General features: G+C 41.2%; 16 protein-coding genes. 9 read left to right on the top strand and 7 right to left on the bottom strand.

Annotated elements, in window-relative coordinates; genetic code table 11:
- Positions 1-392: 392 nt before the first annotated feature.
- On the top strand, positions 393-1511 hold the full coding sequence (locus tag Q7J63_RS19915) for a Gfo/Idh/MocA family protein (RefSeq protein WP_026333533.1): 1119 nt from the start codon (positions 393-395) through the stop codon (positions 1509-1511).
- A 119-nt stretch (positions 1512-1630) separates the two neighbouring features.
- Here the strand turns inward: Q7J63_RS19915 and Q7J63_RS19910 are convergent, their stop codons facing one another.
- The 4 genes from Q7J63_RS19910 to Q7J63_RS19895 form a co-directional block, all read right to left on the bottom strand.
- Positions 1631-2704: a PAS domain-containing sensor histidine kinase gene (locus Q7J63_RS19910; RefSeq protein WP_019597009.1), complete on the bottom strand. Its 1074-nt coding sequence runs from the start codon at positions 2702-2704 to the stop codon at positions 1631-1633.
- Between the two features lie 593 nt (positions 2705-3297).
- Positions 3298-3747: a hypothetical protein gene (locus Q7J63_RS19905; RefSeq protein WP_019597006.1), complete on the bottom strand. Its 450-nt coding sequence runs from the start codon at positions 3745-3747 to the stop codon at positions 3298-3300.
- Between the two features lie 21 nt (positions 3748-3768).
- Positions 3769-4902: a DEAD/DEAH box helicase gene (locus Q7J63_RS19900; protein ID WP_304888732.1), complete on the bottom strand. Its 1134-nt coding sequence runs from the start codon at positions 4900-4902 to the stop codon at positions 3769-3771.
- 118 nt (positions 4903-5020) lie between these two features.
- Positions 5021-5947 (bottom strand): NAD-dependent epimerase/dehydratase family protein, encoded by a 927-nt coding sequence (locus Q7J63_RS19895; protein ID WP_304888730.1) that lies wholly within the window; start codon positions 5945-5947, stop codon positions 5021-5023.
- Positions 5948-6634: 687 nt separating this feature from the next.
- On the opposite strand from Q7J63_RS19895, the gene Q7J63_RS19890 reads away from it, so the two are divergent.
- The 7 genes from Q7J63_RS19890 to Q7J63_RS19860 all read left to right on the top strand — a co-directional run bounded on the left by Q7J63_RS19890 (position 6635) and on the right by Q7J63_RS19860 (position 12486).
- Positions 6635-7972 carry a polysaccharide deacetylase family protein gene (locus Q7J63_RS19890; RefSeq protein ID WP_304888728.1) on the top strand — a complete coding sequence of 446 codons (1338 nt, stop codon included), beginning with the start codon at positions 6635-6637 and terminating at the stop codon, positions 7970-7972.
- 233 nt (positions 7973-8205) lie between these two features.
- Positions 8206-8928 (top strand): class I SAM-dependent methyltransferase, encoded by a 723-nt coding sequence (locus Q7J63_RS19885; protein ID WP_304888727.1) that lies wholly within the window; start codon positions 8206-8208, stop codon positions 8926-8928.
- 398 nt (positions 8929-9326) lie between these two features.
- Positions 9327-9683 (top strand): iron chaperone, encoded by a 357-nt coding sequence (locus tag Q7J63_RS19880; RefSeq protein WP_304888725.1) that lies wholly within the window; start codon positions 9327-9329, stop codon positions 9681-9683.
- Between the two features lie 2 nt (positions 9684-9685).
- Positions 9686-10093 (top strand): SRPBCC family protein, encoded by a 408-nt coding sequence (locus tag Q7J63_RS19875; RefSeq protein WP_304888723.1) that lies wholly within the window; start codon positions 9686-9688, stop codon positions 10091-10093.
- 11 nt (positions 10094-10104) lie between these two features.
- Positions 10105-10566: an SRPBCC domain-containing protein gene (locus Q7J63_RS19870; protein ID WP_304888721.1), complete on the top strand. Its 462-nt coding sequence runs from the start codon at positions 10105-10107 to the stop codon at positions 10564-10566.
- 329 nt (positions 10567-10895) lie between these two features.
- Positions 10896-12005, top strand: a complete 1110-nt coding sequence (locus Q7J63_RS19865; protein WP_304888719.1) for a 6-bladed beta-propeller — start codon at positions 10896-10898, stop codon at positions 12003-12005.
- Complete coding sequence (locus Q7J63_RS19860) at positions 11983-12486, top strand: hypothetical protein (RefSeq protein ID WP_304888717.1); 504 nt, start codon at positions 11983-11985, stop codon at positions 12484-12486. Before Q7J63_RS19865 ends, Q7J63_RS19860 begins: the two co-directional genes overlap by 23 nt.
- 59 nt (positions 12487-12545) lie before the next feature.
- On the opposite strand, the gene Q7J63_RS19855 is transcribed toward Q7J63_RS19860, so the two are convergent.
- Positions 12546-13418, bottom strand: coding sequence for a TraB/GumN family protein (locus Q7J63_RS19855; RefSeq protein WP_304888716.1), 873 nt, complete (start codon positions 13416-13418; stop codon positions 12546-12548).
- Between the two features lie 101 nt (positions 13419-13519).
- Positions 13520-14719, bottom strand: coding sequence for a DUF1343 domain-containing protein (locus Q7J63_RS19850; protein ID WP_304888714.1), 1200 nt, complete (start codon positions 14717-14719; stop codon positions 13520-13522).
- A gap of 41 nt (positions 14720-14760) precedes the next feature.
- On the opposite strand from Q7J63_RS19850, the gene Q7J63_RS19845 reads away from it, so the two are divergent.
- Complete coding sequence (locus tag Q7J63_RS19845; protein WP_304888712.1) at positions 14761-15978, top strand: FtsX-like permease family protein; 1218 nt, start codon at positions 14761-14763, stop codon at positions 15976-15978.
- Here Q7J63_RS19845 and Q7J63_RS19840 read toward each other — a convergent pair.
- A complete protein-coding gene (locus Q7J63_RS19840; protein WP_304888711.1) occupies positions 15956-16708 on the bottom strand; it encodes a polyprenol monophosphomannose synthase in 753 nt (250 codons plus the stop codon). The genes Q7J63_RS19845 and Q7J63_RS19840 overlap by 23 nt on opposite strands.
- Positions 16709-16778: the final 70 nt, after the last annotated feature.

Genomic DNA, 16778 nt, shown 5'->3' with positions numbered 1-16778 from the left:
TTCAAAAAATTGAAGTCAAAACACCAAACGAGGACTGATTATCAATCCATTTCAGGCTGGAATAGAATTGGCCATGCAGAACTCGGGTAGAACTCGGGTGAAATTGGTTTTTTCGGTTTATAAATCCGATAGCTATTTGAAATAGATTTGTTTGGTTTTTGTATCTTTCTAGTCGTTCCTTTCCGGAAATACAAAGGCATTCGGATCTGCCAAGAAAACAATGACATTTGAACCTCTTTTTCTCTTTTAATTCTTTTCATAATTTTAGTCGGATCAATTTTCATACTGACTAATTTCTGATTTTATAGAATATTTGTTCCATGTTTTTCAATGATTTTGGTATAAATGTCAATCGACAAGCCTGCCATGATGTTAAACCTAAACTATTCAAAATGAACTCACGAAGAAACTTCTTGCAAAAGCTTACGCTTTCAGCCGTAGCACTCCCTATTTTATCCAGTTATTCCGCAAAAAACCAAGAGGCGATCTCTGAAAAACCTTATAAGGGAAAAATCCTTCGGGTGGCCATCATGGGGCTGGGAAGTTATGCCACAAGGGTGGCAGAGGCAATGGAATCCTGCACCAAGGCCAAATTGGTGGGGATCATCAGCGGGACTCCTTCCAAATTCGAATCTTGGCAACGCAAGTATGACATTCCCGACAAAAACTGTTACAACTACGATAATTTTGATCGGATCAGAAATAATCCGGACATCGATGCCGTCTATATCATCACGCCCAATGGCCTTCATCGCGATCAGGCCATTCGCGTTGCCCAAGCCGGAAAACATGTCATTTGTGAAAAACCGATGGGGTTGAATGCCAAAGAGGGAGAAGAAATGATTGCCGCCTGCAAGTCTGCCAATGTCAAATTATTGGTGGGATATAGGATGCATTTTGAGGCCAATACCCTTGAAATTATCCGGATGAGGAAAGAGGGGGAATTGGGGAAAATCATGTTTTTTCAAGGATTGTGCGGCTTCAAGATAGGTGATCCAAGTCAGTGGAGGTTGAATAGGCAATTGGCAGGAGGTGGAGCCATGATGGACATTGGAATCTATGCCGTGAACGGATCCCGGTATATGGTCGGAGAAGAACCCATTTGGGTGACTGCGCAGGAAACCAAGACAGACCCGGTCAAATTCAAGGAAGGTGTGGACGAAACGATTCAATTTCAATTGGGCTTTCCTAGCGGTGCAGTGGCTTCATGCCTTTCCACTTATAGTATGAACAATTTGGACCGCTTTTTCCTAAATGGAGAAAAAGGATTTGCCGAACTCCAGCCTTCTACAGGATATGGACCGATCAAGGGCCGAACAAACAAAGGCCCTTTGGAATTGCCGCATATCACCCACCAAACGGTACAAATGGACGAAATGTCTGAGATAATTTTTGAAAATAAAATCCCAACGGTGCCTGTTGATGGAGAGGAGGGATTGAAGGATTTGAAGATTATCGATGCGATTTATCTAGCCGTCCAAACCGGACAAAAAGTGGAGCTAAAGGATTGATCCAATCTGCTTTCTTAAGGAAAAGTTGGCAATGGGACTGGTCTTGATTCCTTAAAGCGAGGGATTGTGGATTTTGGTTTTGAGAACAATTGGAAAATCATCAAGCCCAAAATCCGCAATCATTCTCCAAAAGAAATGATAAAAGAAGCCCCTTCATTGACTTTGCTTTCGACTTCTATACGACCACCCATGTTCGATACATGGTTGTAAACCAAATAAAGCCCGATGCCGTGGCTATCGATGTTGTTGTGGAATTTTTGGTTCAATCCAAATATTCTGTCTTTTACTTTATTCATGTCAAAGCCCATCCCTTCATCTGAAAAAACCAACTGCTTGACGCCATTGAATATTCTGGTACGAATGGAAATACTAGGCAGGGTGTCCGGTTTGGCGTATTTAATCGAATTGGTGATCAAATTCAAAAAGATGCTTTCAAGGTATGCCTTGTTGAAAAGAATTTCATCAAATTCAGAAAAATCAACAGTTAGGGAAGTTTTGGAATTTGAAATCAAGGAACTGATGGAGTCCAGGACTTCATTTAGGGAATGGTACAAATTAAGGTTTTCTTTCTGGGCGTTTAGGGATTCTTTTTGACACAAAACATCGATATAATCGTTGATGGTTTTATTCAGATTTCCACTGATGGATTTCAGGTAACCCAAAAGCTCCACCGTTTCGGCATCTTGAATTTTGGAGAAATCCAAAAGGTTGAATATGGCGGTGAAATTATTGATCGGTGATCTGAGATCGTGTGAGGTCGTATAACTGAGCTGTTTGAGGTCCTTGTTTGACTGGGTCAACTGGGCCAAAAGTAAATTTCGGCCCTCTTCAATCTTCTTTTTTTGTGTGATGTTTTTGGCAATGGCAAAGACAAGTTTTTCGGAATCTATGGACATCGAGGTCCATGAAAGCCAGATTACTTCTCCACTTTTTGTCAAATAGCGATTTTCAAAATTGAGCAGTGGATTGCTTTTTTTTAGCTCTTCCCTCACTTTGGAAGTAAAATGCTGGTCTTCGGGATGGACAAATTCATTGATTGGTTTGGAAAACAATTCCTCCTCGGAGTACTCCAGCAATTTCGAAACAGCAGGATTAATCCGCTTAAAAAAACCATCATAACCAGCTACGCACAGCAGATCCGGAGACATGTCGAAAAACAGTTCTAGTTTTTTTGAAAATTCAGAGGGATCCATTGTGGGGAATTAGAATTATGTAGGTGGTGACTTTTCTTTTAACCCGGAATATGTATTCCGTTATCTATTGGGTTTGAAACAGCAAGACAATCAAACCACTTGGAGATTAAGGACTGGCACCAATTTGGTGAAGCCGACCCCAGTAAACAAAGTCTTATTGTTAAGCGGTTTCACGATGGAATAGAATTGGTAATGCATAACACGGGTTTAAGATTTGAAATGGCTCTTTACATTTGATTCGATCGGGTTTATTTCCGTTTGAAAGTTAAGGATTAATTTTGGGAGGAAATATCGATTCAAAATGTGTTTTGGAAAAAAAAAACCATAGACAATGAGCTTAAAATGCAAAATGCATGTTTCTGACAACCAAAAACAAATAATAGTCACCGTAAATTTTAATCTGAAATATGCAAGAGGTTTTCAAATGCGATTGAAAAGGAAGGGCAGTCAAACTATTTGGAGAATAGCGCATTTTGCCTAAAAGGTGAAGTCAAAAATTGTAAACAAAGACCGATTTTTGGGTGATTTCAGGCTGGTATAGAATTGGTAATCTATTACTCGGGTAAAAGTGGATTTCTGCAGCAACCAATGTGTCAAAGGATTCCTTGGATCACAAATTCCCTTCCTTGGAAAATAGCCTTTTCACCAATTTTTTTACCCTCCAAGAGTTTCCCGATGGGGGAGGCCAAAGAGAGGACGAAATAAGCGCGATCCGCCAGAGTAACTTTTCCTACCGGAATGGAAATAAAATAAATTCCCTGATTGGTCTCCACCAAACTCCCGAATTCAACCCGTGTATAAATTTTTTCGAGGTTGATTGCGGAAAGTTCATTTTTCAGCCGATTGGTTTGATTCAATTGCTGCTCCTCCTTATCCAACTCCATTTGCATCATGGCCCTTCCGGTTTCATATTTGTCCCCGGCGCTGCTTTTGGTGTCGCTGTTTTTTGCTGTTCTCAGGGAAGCGATAGCGGCTGTTGTCACCTCGATTTTGGCAGTAAGCATTTCCTGCAATTGCCTGTAAATACTTTCCTTTACTTCCATTTTACAAGATGTGAACAAAGATTACAAATCAAAATTTCCCGAATCAATCAGGTCTACCCAGCGGCCCATTTTTTTCTGGATTACTTTGAAATGATGCCTGTCTTCTTCGCAAATCAGTGAAATCGCCTGTCCGGGAGTTCCTGCACGGCCGGTTCGCCCGATCCTGTGGATGTAATCCTTTGGAGACCTCGGCAATTCATAATTGACCACAAATGGCAGAAACTTGATGTCGATGCCCCTTGAAGCCAAATCCGTTGCCACCAAAACGCGAAGTTTTCCCGCCTTGAATTTTGTCAATGCATCCGTTCTTGCGCCTTGGCTTTTATCGCCATGGAAAGCTTGGGCATCAATCCCGTTTTTCTTCAGCTTCACGGTCAAATTGTCCGCTGCCCGAATGGAAGAGGTAAATACCAAAACCTGATTCCAGTTTTCCTTCTCGATCAAATACCGAAGCAAAGGTCCTTTTTTTTCCTGCGAAACAAGGTAGGCAGATTGGGAAATCAAATCAGGTGTAATCGTTTCTTGCTCGACTTCAATGGTGACAGGATTGTGAAGCAGGTTGGCAATCAGTGATTTAAGAGAGTCTTCGGTTGTCGCCGAAAAGAGGATATTCTGCCTTTTCTTGGGCAACAATGCAAAAATTTCTTCTATCTCATCCCGGAAACCCAAATTCAATACCTTATCGGCTTCATCGAGCACCAATATTTCAATATCCGAAATCTGCACTGAATTTTTGGATACCAGATCCAGTAACCTGCCCGGCGTCGCCACCAAAATCTCTGTTCCAAAGAGGTTCAGCATTTGGGGATTGATCGAAACCCCTCCAAATACCGCCATGGTCTTGATCGATCTTGGCAAAAATTCGCTCAAACCTTTGATCACGGTGTCCACCTGTGTGGCCAATTCCCTTGTAGGTACCACCACCAAAACCCTAACACTTCTGCTTTTGGTAACTTCCTTTTTGATCAGGAGTTCCAAAATAGGGAGCACATAGGAGGCTGTTTTACCGGAGCCTGTTGGCGCGATGCCCAAGACATCCTTGCGATTTAAAATAGCGGGAATTGCTTCTATTTGAATCGGGTAGGGCTCTTCGTAACGTGCCTTTTTGATGGCTTCCAAAAGGTATTCCGATAAACCGAGGGAGGAAAAGTTCATTTTTAAAGATTTAAGGGGCAAAGTTAGGACTTATTTCCATGGGGTTTAACCAAATTCTCGGGTTAATTTGTTTTGAAGGCAATTGGAAACTGATTTTTAGGGACTTTGGCCGTTCTGATCAAAGACAATTTCTCAATCCCTCCTCCAAGGGAGTAGCCTTCAAATTGTAGGTACTTTCTATTTTGGTAGAATCAAAACAATAATCCTGTTCCAGCTGATAACTCAATTCGGAAACCTCTTTTAATGGCGGGATAAAAACAGCCAATATCCCAACCATAAATCCCGGCAAAACCTGCAGCTTTGGCGCCATGTCCAATTCCTTGGCCAAAATATTGACTATTTCCTGACCACTAGGGTACTCTTTTGAAGTAGGCAAGTGCCAAATTTGATCCCAGGCACTTTGTTGTTGGGCCAAAAAAGCAGTAGCCTTAGCGGCATCCGGAATGTAGGTGAAAGAATGTTTTTTGTTCTTGGCGTAAAGCCATTGGGCAGTTTTTCCGGCTTTCATCCGGTTGATGACGGATTCATTGAGAAAACTGAGTTTTGCATTCGGACCATAAAAATCCGCAGCCCTGACGATCATCGCCTTTAATTTCCCGGCAGCGATTTGGTCCAATATCATTTGAGCGATTTCAGCCCTTACTTTTCCTTTTTTGCTTTTGGGATTGACTGGTGTAGTTTCGGTAAGATGACCCACATGCATCGGGTCATAGCAATACATGTTGTCGAAAAAGACCAGCTTGGCATTGTGTTTTATGCAGGCTTGGATCGTATTCCCCATAATGACGGGCCACTGTTTTTGCCAGAGTTTGGTCCGGTAGGTAATCCCTGCCACCAGATATACGGTGTCTGATCCGGCCACAGCCGCATCGACCTGATTTTCCAACAGCAAATCTGCTTTCATTATTTGGTCTGTGTCATTGATTTTCCTGGGATTCCTGCTGACCAACCGGATAATGTCCGTGTACATTTTCAGTTCTTTGGCCAGTTGAGTTCCAATATTTCCGGTTGAGCCGAGAACAGTATGAAAAGATGAGGAAGGCATAAAGATTTTGGTTTTGGTTAAAAATAGAGAGCGTCAATGTTTTTACTTTATGAATATATCGATTTTTTTATCGCCAACATTCTTGTTTTTCATTCGCCAAACAAGATTTATCTATAAGTTCACCCTGTGTTTCGCAACACCCAACGGGAATGAAATCCCTCTCAGAGGTCCAAAATCCTTCCGAAAACCATCCCATCTTTAAACCCAAATAAAAACCCTTTGCGCTCTTCGCGTGACACTCTGCGTCCTTTGCGATAACCAATTTCCTGCAGTGTCCGCAAAGCGAATAGCAAAACCCACAAGGAAAAAAACTTAAACTCTCCCCAAACTCCCGAAAACCATCAAATTTTAAACCTAAGGAAAAATCCTTTGCGCTCTCCGCGTGATATTCCGCGTCCTTTGGGATAACCAATTTCCCGCAGTGTCCGCAAAGCCAATAGCAAAACCCACAAGGAAAAAAACTTAAACTCTCCCCAAACTCCCGAAAACCATCAAATTTTAAACCCAAAGAAAAACCCTTTGCGCTCTCCGCGTGACACCCGCGTCCTTTGCGATAACCAATTTCTCGTAAACTCTACCAAGGAATTGCCGCTCATTCAATAATCGTTTTCAAAAAAATATTACGCAAGGAATTCAGCACTTAAACGCCTTTCCTTATCTTTACTTTGTAAGCTTTAACCCAAAATTATGACCAAAACACAAAATTTTCTGAAGTTAGGAGCCATGCTATCCGCAGGTTTATTTTTTGGATGTGATTCAAACACAATAGACTCCCAAAACATTGGGAAGACGGAGGTACTTCCTTGGCATGAAGGAAAAAAACTGGCAGTTTCCATCACCTATGACGATGGTACTTTAAATCAATTCAGAAAAGCCATTCCCATCATGAACGATCTCGGAATGCATGGAACCATATTTATCAATACCGGCGAAATCCCAGGGGCACAGTACTCTGCAAAATACATCGGCAGGGATATATTGGAAATCATCGCCGAAACTTCCAAAAGCAAAACCACCGAGGAGAACTTGTTCGAAAGAGCCACCGCCATTCGATTTGTGGATCTGGAAGGAGCGGTGGCTTACCATGATCAGGCAGGGGCTCTGTTTGAGCGGGGAAGGGTAGAGGAGGCATGTGCCTTGATCGATAAAGGATATTCAGAAATCCGAGTGAAAAATATCCGTCAACTCAAAACCCCTCAAATCATCGATGGGGAAATGATCGATTGGGAGGAAATCAAGAAATATGCAGACCAGGGACACGAGTTCGGGGTCCATACCATTTCCCATCCTAGATTGGCGGTTTTGGATGAGGAGAACTTGATGTATGAATTGATGAAATGTAAAGAGGACATTGAGGCCAATTTGGGAATGGAGCATACCTTTTCGGCGGAGTGTCCTTTTGGGACAGAGAATGAGCGCGTCATGGCGTTCGCGTTAAAAGAATTCCCAGCCTTGAGGAACAGAATGCCCGAATCCTATTTGCACGAAATCAACCGCTCCGGGGATTTTGATCCCACCTACAATGAAAAGGAATATACACAATGGCAAAGAGGGCCTTTGAGCAAGACCACCTTGGCGGAAAAGAAATCCTGGATTGACCGAAGTCTCCAGTCTGCCAATACTCCTTGGCTGGTATTGGTGTACCATGGGATTGATGGCATCGGTTGGGAACCCCAAAGCAGTGATAGCATAAGGGCTTATTTCCAATATATTCATGATTTGGAAGAAGATATTTGGGTTGGGACTTTCGGTGATGTGACCAAATACATGCGTGAAAAAATGGCATCGAAAGTAACGGTGACACCGGGCCAAGACGAAATCCAAGTGGAATTGACACACGATCTGGGAGAATTGTACGATTTTCCCCTGACGCTCAAAACCTATGTTTCCGAGGATTGGGAAAAGACTCAGGTAAAGCAGGGGAATGATGTTCAGGAATTGAATGTACTCAAGGACAAAAATGGATCATACATTCTCTACCAAGCTTTTGTAAATAAGGATAAAATATTGATTTCCAACAAATAAAACATATTTATGAAGATTTTGATTTATGGTGCATCCTTGTTTTGTCCTATTTTTAATTAGAAGCGCTTTGATGTAGGTTTGAAATAGAGAAAGTCTTGAATTATCTTGATTGATATTCTCGTGTAAAGTAGAAATCCTTTCAATCTAGCGCAAACATTAAAAGTATTTATTGGGTTTTATAGGGACAATTTCTTCAGAAATCCACTTCGACATTGACAGTAAATCCAAAATTCATGAAACAACTGACGGCATTTTTTTCAATCTTTCTGAGCATCACGCTTTGCTACGGTCAAGGCCAGCGACTGGAAAAGGAAGTGGATGCTGTTTATTCCTACAAAAGCCCAGCTCCTGATGGAACGGGTAAAGTGTATATGGGCCGTGAGATTTCCTCCATCATGAATTTTATGGGGATGAGTTGGTTGGAGCGGGCAAGCCGGCCGGAAGAGGAAAATACGGCTTTGGCCATCAAAAACCTTCCCATTGACAAGAACAGTGTGGTGGCCGATATTGGGGCAGGATCTGGGTATTATACCTTCCGCATTGCGCCAAAGGTTCCGGAAGGAAAAGTTTATGCCGTGGAAATTCAGGACCCGGCGATCCAATACTTGAAAGAGCGGAGCAAAGCAATGGGATTTGACAATGTGATCACGGTAAAGGGTAGCGAAAAATCACCCAATCTCCCTGAAAATGCGATCGATTTGGCCATCATGGTGGATGTCTATCATGAGTTGCTCCATCCCCAGGAAGTTTTGCAGGAGATCAGGAAATCGCTGAAACCCGACGGGAAATTACTCCTGATTGAATACCGAGCGGAGGACCCCAAGGTGATGATCAAAAGGCTGCACAAGATGAGCGTGAAGCAAGTCACAAAGGAATTAGGGGCCAATGGGTTCAGGCTCATTGAGAATGGGCAGTTTATGAATATCCAGCATTTTTTGGTTTTTGAAAAGGAATGAGTACGATGCCAATTGGTGCTTTAACTGAGGATCAATAGTGTTTACCCACAGGTAGATAACCATTTTTGTTTAAAAAGATCTTATTTGGTGATTTGAGGACAGATAATTTTTTAAGAAATTTCCAAATTCCAAAAAAAGAGCGTGTTACAATTCCTCATTTTCGCTAATTTTGAATAGATACATTCCCAACTTAAAAAAGTCTAGGTATTTCAATCTGCCGGGATTTCAAAAAGGCATAAAAGCAGATTTAAAATTTCATTTTCAGTAGTTCGGCCAAAATTTAATCTGTTTTTTAAAATGACCAAAACCGGATAAAAGGGCATTTTTATTTCAATAAGAACAATTTTAAAGGGGGTAGTGAAAATCCAATATTCACAATAATCCTTGACCAAGATAAAATGGACAAAGAAATCCAGACTGTTGACGATTATATCGCTGGTTTTCCCGAGGAAATTCAAGGGAAGTTGAAATCTCTTCGGCAGACCATCAAGGAAAATGCTCCTGCAGCGATCGAGAGTATGGCTTACGGAATGCCTGCCTACAAAACAAACAACAAGCCTCTCGTGTATTTTGGAGGTTTTGACAGGCATATTGGCTTTTATGCCACACCGACGGGGCATGAAAAATTCAAAGACAAACTCTCGGGCTATATACAGGGAAAAGGATCCGTTCAGTTTCCACTGGACGCGTCTTTACCACTGGATTTGATTGCAGAAATCGTGAGATTTAGAGTTACCGAAAACCAACAAAAATAAAGATGGAGAGAATATTGATTCAGGCCACTATTTTGGCTGATAGGCAAAAAGTTTGGGATTACTATACGCTTCCTGAACACATTACGAAATGGAATTTTGCCACAGATGATTGGCAATGTCCGATGGCAAGCAATGACATGCGCGTCGGAGGGAAGTATTCAGCGAGAATGGAAGCCAAAGACGGTAGTTTTGGTTTTGACTTTGAGGGCATTTATGATGAAATCAAAATTGGTGAAAAATTCACCTATACTTTGGGAGATGGCCGGAAAGTCACGGTTGCTTTTCAGGATCTTGGCGACACCACCGATGTGACCATCAATTTTGATCCAGAATCAGAAAATTCAATTGATTTGCAAAGGGAAGGTTGGCAAGCCATTCTCAATAATTTCAAAAAATACGTTGAATCCTAATCTCCAATGCAATGAAAAAACTACATTATAAAATCGATGTGAATTCCTCAGCCGAAAAAGCATACGTAACCATGTTGGGACTTGAAAACAAGGAAACCTATCAGCAATGGACAGGGGAGTTTAACCCAACATCCACCTTCGAAGGGTCATGGGAAAAAGACAGCAAAATTCATTTTCTAGGCACTGATGAAAATGGCCAAATCGGTGGAATGGTTTCCCTGATCGCCGAGAACATCCCCAATAAATTTTTATCCATCCAACATATTGGCGTACTCAGTGGGGATGAAGAGATTTTGGAAGGACCAGAGGTGGAGCAGTGGACTGGAGGTTTCGAAAACTATACCTTTGAAGAATCAGACCATAAAACAACCATCACCGTGGATCTGGATGTCGCAGAAAGCCACCTGGAATATTTCGGGGAAACTTATCCAAAGGCATTGAAAAAGTTGAAAGAAATCATTGAGAAATCTTAAAAAAGAGTCAAAATGGGTCTTGAAAAAAGAGGTCAAGAGAAAAAGTCCTTTGAACAAAACTCATGAAGGCAATGTATATCTCGCTTGGATTTGTTAAAAAAAGACAATACAAAGATTTTTGAAAAATTTGACGTCCCGGAAATTCAAAAGAAAAAGTAAAAGTTTTCCCCAAAAAGAATATATTCCTAATTTTTTGGGGTTCATCCATTATTTTAATCTGTTTCAAAGGCTAAATGCCACAGGTAAAAAATAATGACCACTCTAGTAATTCCTGATCAATTTGTTAGTGAATATATTTAGTTTGAACTATATTTTTATTTAAAACAATTATGGTCAAAAATCTCAAGATCTATTTTTGCATCCTCATTCTACTTTCATGTAATAATAAGCATGATTTCCCAGAGGTTTTGGAGCTCAAAGAAATTGAGTTGGTTTCAGATAAACTTCTTATTACGAAGATAATTCCTCTTGCTTCAAGCCAATCCAATTTATTGGGGCCTTATTTGAATGTAAAGTACAACAAGGATGATTTTTGGATATTGGATAAAGACAACATGGATGCCATCCATGGCTTTAATTGGGAAGGTGAATCCATTGGATACGTTGCTGTAAAAGGGGAGGGACCTGGACAACTTGATAATCTGTTGGACTTTACCCTATCAAATAATAAGATCATCGCGCTCTCAAATCTTGGTAATGAAATAAATCTAAGCACCTATTCCAGCGACAACACTTTATTGTCTAAGGATCGATATCCCATCAACTGCTTTACTTTTTGTATCAATAATAAGGAAGGTTATTGGTTATATTCTGGCTACAATAAAATGGCAGGAGAATTCCGTTTATTGTCAATCGATGCTGGAGGCCAGGTGATCAATAGCTTTCTCAAAAATGATTTTAACGAAAATATGTTGCCCCTTAGTGAATCTTCATTTTTTGAAGGCGATGGCGAAACATTATTTAGAGAGTCATTTAAGCCTAAAGTATATAAGATGAATGAAAGTGGACCTGAATTGAAATATAGTTTTAGTTTCGGTGAATTGCAAGTCCCTGATGCTTATTGGGAAATGGATGCGATGTCAGGATTTGAAATGATTAATAAAAATGGTTTTGCCAATATAGAATTTGTATCGGAAAACAGCCAGTTTGTCATATTTGATATATTCATTCAAAAAGAAAATGCGATTTGGAAGGAAATTATACTGTTAAACAAGGATACGAAAGACGTTCGCAAATTAAAAGTTGAAGCAGAAAAGAATGGCCATTTTTTAACCCCGATTGGAATAGAGAATGACAACCTATTATTCATCAGCTATGCACCTTACTTGGTGAGGAATAAGGACAACTTAAATATATCAAATGAACTCATAATGACCATGGATGCCATTGTCGAAGAGGATAATCCTGTTATCATTTATGCGAAAATCCCGAATTTTTAACCCTACTCTTATTCTCGTTTGCTGTCTATTTTTGAAATGTGGCAGTGTTGAAAACAATAAAATAGGGGGAAATCCCATTTACCATGCTCAAAATTTCAGAGCTATTGTTGTTCCTCAAACCAAACACAAAATACCCTCAACGAATGGTCAACATCAAATTGTTACGTATACGACGAGCTTGACCAAGTGGTCTTTTCTAAATTTTGCTTGGGAAGAATACATTGTAAACCATCCAGAAATTGATTTTATCTTTTATTATTCAGGCGCTGATACCGTGGCCTTAAAAGAATGGTTGTCCCTAAATAAATTCTCATCTCCCGTTTTATTCGATATTGATGGTGAGTTTAAAAGGGACAATATCAAAGACAAAAAATTAACTTCAATTTCATTTGTAGTGAAAAAAGGAAGCATTATTGACTTCTCCAATCCTTCTCAACCGGATTTTGAAAAAGTGCTTAGGGAGTTATTGTCTCAAGATTGAATTCAATTTTATCTTGAAGTTGAAAAGGATTTGCTAAAAATTGATTTCATTTTAACCACTCAATTCACAGCTTCCACCGTATATCCAGCTTTTCTGAGCAGAGAAATGACTCCCGTTTCGGAGGGGAGATGTCCCGCACCGACGGCGATGAAAGTTGAACCTTCCTCAATGTGGTTTTCGATCAGGGGAATCCAGTTTTTGTTTCTGTTGGTAAGCAACTGGTCTCCGAATTCCTGGAAAACACCATTCTCCGTGATGATGCCGTACAATCCGTCAAGGTCCTGCTCAAGGTATTTTTGGGTCAGTTCGCCGAACTCTTCCATGCCATTTTCATCGACCACCATTTTGGCCAATTCATCAATCTGGAGTTTTCTTGGGATATTGTCGAATATGCCCATTTGAAAACCAACGGTTTCCAATCCTTTTATTGACATTTCCTGCTCCTTGGCTTTGTCCATAAAGTACATTTCATAGCTGCTCTGGGCTGTGCAGGGAAGCATTTTGAGCATGACCATCGAGGAAAGGACCAAAGGTTTAAATATCCCAAACTGATCAAGTCCTGCGCCATAAGCTTCCAACAGGAATTTATCGAGTGCAACGATCTGTTCGGGCTCCATTTCTTCGGAAATGTTCTTCATCTCAGGATTCATCGATATTTTCTGCATCTCCATCATCATGTTGGGATCTCCCAAGTCGATTTCAAGGACCAATTTTTCGCTTTCCTTCAAGGCATTTTCTATCCGGGCATCCATAAAAAAATCATTTTCACAAATGACATGGATGGTGCCAAACAGATAAGAATCCTGCTTGAGATTCTTTCCGGAGATTTTCCAGAGCAGGGATTTTTCTTCGGTTCCTAAAGTGAATCCCTGATGGATGAATCCTAAAAAGAAAACACTTATAAAAAGGGATTTTTGAAGAGTAATGCGCATGAATTTAATTATTGATGATGAAGACCTTTTGTTACAATCCCAAAAGGGATATTTTTATTTCCTTGTTGAATGACGGGGATAATATTTGACTCCGGACAAGCTCAATAGATCAAATACCTCGCCCTCATTATCTTATACGCATCCAAATCTTTTTGCCAACCCAGTCTTATTTCTGATTCTGGCTTTCCAGCCAAGATGTCCTTCCTGAGTTGGTCATTGCCGGCAAGCTTGTCGAAGAAGTTGTTGAAAAATTTCTCCTTTTTGCCAGACACCTGATAAGCCTCCATGAGGTATTGAAGGGTGAACTGATGGTCCAGGGATTCATTTCTCAGGTCCCTGCCAAAGCATTCCTTGTTCTGCTGCGGGGGTGTTTTGGACATGCCCACGATGCTGACGGGCGTGAAGCTGAAGTCCCCGTATTTTTTATCGGGAAATCCATAAACCTGAAAAGGAAAATAGGTGCCGCGGCCAACGGATACATCTGTTCCCTCAAAATAACAGAGGGAAGGATAAAGTCGGATTGCGACATCGTTGGGCAGGTTGGGGGAGGGTTTGATGGGCAAGCTGTAGGCTTTGGCATGGTCCCAATGTGCAACAGGGATCACCGTGATATCACTCTTGATTCCGCCTTTCAACCATCCTTCTCCATTGATCATTTTTGCCAATTCACCGACGGTCAACCCATGGACCACTGGGATGGGATGCATGCCCACGAAACTTTCAAATCCCTTTTTCAATACCGGACCATCGATATAATTGCCGTTGGGATTGGGTCGATCAAAGATCAATAGCGGCATTTTGTTCTCGGCACAACTCTCCATCAGGTAATGGAGTGTACTGATGTAGGTGAAAAATCTAACCCCAACATCCTGAAGGTCATAAATGATGATGTCCAAGTCCTTCAGCGATTCGGCCGATGGTTTTTTGTTGTTTCCATAAAGCGAAACAATGGGAAGTCCCGTGCTCTTGTCAATTTCGCTGTTGACAGTTTCTCCAGCATCGGCATCCCCTCTAAAGCCATGCTCTGGCACAAAAACCTTCACCACGTTTATGCCTTCCATCATCAGGAAATCCGCCAGGTGCATATTGTCTTTTGAGGAGAGGATACTTGTTTGGTTGACCACCAAGCCTACGCGCTTTCCCTCCAAAAGTGGCAAATACGCTTCCGGTCTATCGGCAGCTGGCAAAATAAGGGTATCCTGCTTTTCAACTTCCTTCATGGGGACTTTTTCCGGGCTTTTGCAAAAAGCCATGAATTGAAGTAAAAAAGTCAAGAGAAATGTTATTTTAATATGCTTCATGTTATTTTGCGCTAGATTTGCACCAAATTAAATAAACTTCATTGAACCTTTCCTATTTCATTGCCAAAAGAATCAGTTTTAAACGTACAGGAGGCTTCACGGGTACCATCCACAGGATTGCGGTGGCGAGTGTCGCCATCGGTTTGGCCATTTCCCTGATATCTTTCATGATCTTGGGCGGTTTTCAAAATGAAATTTCGAACAAGGTTTTTAGTTTTACCGGACATTATCAAGGCATGAAATTCATGTCAGGAAATGCTTTCGAAGAATCACCCACTTCCACGAAGTCGGATTTTTACCAAAACTACCCCGAGGTCGATTTTATCAAACATGTTCAGGTCTATGCCCATAAACCTGGTTTGCTCAAAGGTGACCAGGAAGTTGAGGGTGTCCTGTTGAAAGGCGTCGACAAAAATTTTGATTCCTTGACTTTCAAGGCATCCATCACCAAGGGTAGATTCATCCATTTTTCGGATTCTTCCGCCAGCAATGAAATCCTCCTTAGCAAAAAAGTGGCCAACAAGCTGCTTTTGGATGTTGGAGAAAGCGTCACCATGTACTTTGTCCAGGAGCCCCCAAGATTCAGGAGATTTGAAATCGTGGGTTTGTACGAAACCTATCTGGAAAATTTTGATGACAAAATCCTGATTGGGGACATCCAAACGATTCGGAATCTCAATGGATGGACCGATGACCAAGTGGGCGGTTTCGAGATTTTTGTGGACGATCCCTCCAAATTGGACGTCTACATCGATCCTTTGTATGAGATCATGGATTTTGACCTGAAGTTGATCAAGATCACGGACAAATACCTGGAGATTTTTGATTGGTTGACCCTGCTCAACAACAACGTATACGTTTTCCTTGGATTGATCTTGTTTGTGGCGGCCTTTAACATGGTGTCGATTCTTTTCATCTTGATCATGGAAAGGACCCAAATGATCGGTATCCTGAAAGCCGTCGGCGCAAAAAACTCACAAATCAGAAAAATATTCGTGTGGAATGGCATCCGGATCATTGGTCGGGGACTGTTGATCGGCAATGCAATCGGATTGGGACTCGGCTTTTTACAAGACCAATTCAAACTGATCCCCTTGGACCCTGAAAGTTATTATATGGCTTTCGTGCCGATTCATTGGAATTGGCCGGTATTTATCGCGATGAATCTGATGATCTTGCTGGTTACCACACTCGTGCTTTTCGTGCCGGCAATGCTCATCAGCAATATCAAACCCATCAAGGCAATTCGCTTTGATTAGGTTTGTAGCCTTTGAAGATACTTTTCAGTTTCAAAAATATCACGCCCAGTACCGCTTCACGAAAAATGTTTTTGCTCATTTTGGAAGTTCCTTTGGTTCTGTCCGTAAAGATGATCGGTACTTCCACGATTTTGAAACCCAATTTCCAGACGGTAAATTTCATTTCAATTTGGAAGGCATAACCGATAAAACGGATGCTGTCCAAATCAATCGCTTCCAACACTTTTCTTCTGTAGCATTTGAATCCTGCAGTGGTATCCTTGATGGGGATTCCGGTGATAAACTGGACATATTTGCTCGCCATAAAAGACATCAGGACCCGGCCCATCGGCCAGTTCACGACATTCACTCCTGTGATATAGCGGGATCCAATTGACATGTCAAATCCTTCTTCTGCACAAGCTTTGTAGAGTTTGATAAGGTCCAAGGGATTGTGTGAAAAATCGGCATCCATTTCAAAGATGAATTGGTAACCGGAATTCAAGGCAAATTTAAACCCTTTGATGTATGCGGTTCCCAATCCCAATTTACCTTCTCTTTGAATTATGTGAAGTCTTTCCCCAAATTCATTTTGGAGCGCCAAGACTTCTTGGGCGGTCCCGTCAGGGGAATTGTCATCAATGATCAATAAATCGAAATCACCTTCCAGTTCCATTATGGAAATGACCATCTCTCGAATGTTTTCGAGTTCGTTGTAAGTGGGGATGATGACGAGTTTTTCTTTTTGCATACGATTGGACCCCAAAAGTATAATAAATTGATAGTTTTTTTTTGTTCGGTTTAATAAAATGCAGAAGTTT

The sequence above is a fragment of the Rhodonellum sp. genome (genome assembly GCF_030656585.1).
Lineage (GTDB): Bacteria > Bacteroidota > Bacteroidia > Cytophagales > Cyclobacteriaceae > Rhodonellum > Rhodonellum psychrophilum.
The sequence above is the reverse complement of the archived record's forward strand: the minus strand, read 5'-3'. Positions and strand labels throughout refer to the sequence as shown.

What these genes read in the sequence shown, in the direction of transcription:
- Q7J63_RS19850 (WP_304888714.1), bottom strand. Translation starts at nt 14,719, where the DNA reads ATGAAGCATATTAAAATAACATTTCTCTTGACTTTTTTACTTCAATTC.
- Q7J63_RS19865 (WP_304888719.1), top strand. Translation starts at nt 10,896, where the DNA reads ATGGTCAAAAATCTCAAGATCTATTTTTGCATCCTCATTCTACTTTCA.
- Q7J63_RS19910 (WP_019597009.1), bottom strand. Translation starts at nt 2,704, where the DNA reads ATGGATCCCTCTGAATTTTCAAAAAAACTAGAACTGTTTTTCGACATG.
- Q7J63_RS19895 (WP_304888730.1), bottom strand. Translation starts at nt 5,947, where the DNA reads ATGCCTTCCTCATCTTTTCATACTGTTCTCGGCTCAACCGGAAATATT.
- Q7J63_RS19885 (WP_304888727.1), top strand. Translation starts at nt 8,206, where the DNA reads ATGAAACAACTGACGGCATTTTTTTCAATCTTTCTGAGCATCACGCTT.
- Q7J63_RS19915 (WP_026333533.1), top strand. Translation starts at nt 393, where the DNA reads ATGAACTCACGAAGAAACTTCTTGCAAAAGCTTACGCTTTCAGCCGTA.
- Q7J63_RS19855 (WP_304888716.1), bottom strand. Translation starts at nt 13,418, where the DNA reads ATGCGCATTACTCTTCAAAAATCCCTTTTTATAAGTGTTTTCTTTTTA.
- Q7J63_RS19840 (WP_304888711.1), bottom strand. Translation starts at nt 16,708, where the DNA reads ATGCAAAAAGAAAAACTCGTCATCATCCCCACTTACAACGAACTCGAA.
- Q7J63_RS19880 (WP_304888725.1), top strand. Translation starts at nt 9,327, where the DNA reads ATGGACAAAGAAATCCAGACTGTTGACGATTATATCGCTGGTTTTCCC.
- Q7J63_RS19890 (WP_304888728.1), top strand. Translation starts at nt 6,635, where the DNA reads ATGACCAAAACACAAAATTTTCTGAAGTTAGGAGCCATGCTATCCGCA.
- Q7J63_RS19875 (WP_304888723.1), top strand. Translation starts at nt 9,686, where the DNA reads ATGGAGAGAATATTGATTCAGGCCACTATTTTGGCTGATAGGCAAAAA.
- Q7J63_RS19905 (WP_019597006.1), bottom strand. Translation starts at nt 3,747, where the DNA reads ATGGAAGTAAAGGAAAGTATTTACAGGCAATTGCAGGAAATGCTTACT.
- Q7J63_RS19900 (WP_304888732.1), bottom strand. Translation starts at nt 4,902, where the DNA reads ATGAACTTTTCCTCCCTCGGTTTATCGGAATACCTTTTGGAAGCCATC.
- Q7J63_RS19860 (WP_304888717.1), top strand. Translation starts at nt 11,983, where the DNA reads ATGCGAAAATCCCGAATTTTTAACCCTACTCTTATTCTCGTTTGCTGT.
- Q7J63_RS19870 (WP_304888721.1), top strand. Translation starts at nt 10,105, where the DNA reads ATGAAAAAACTACATTATAAAATCGATGTGAATTCCTCAGCCGAAAAA.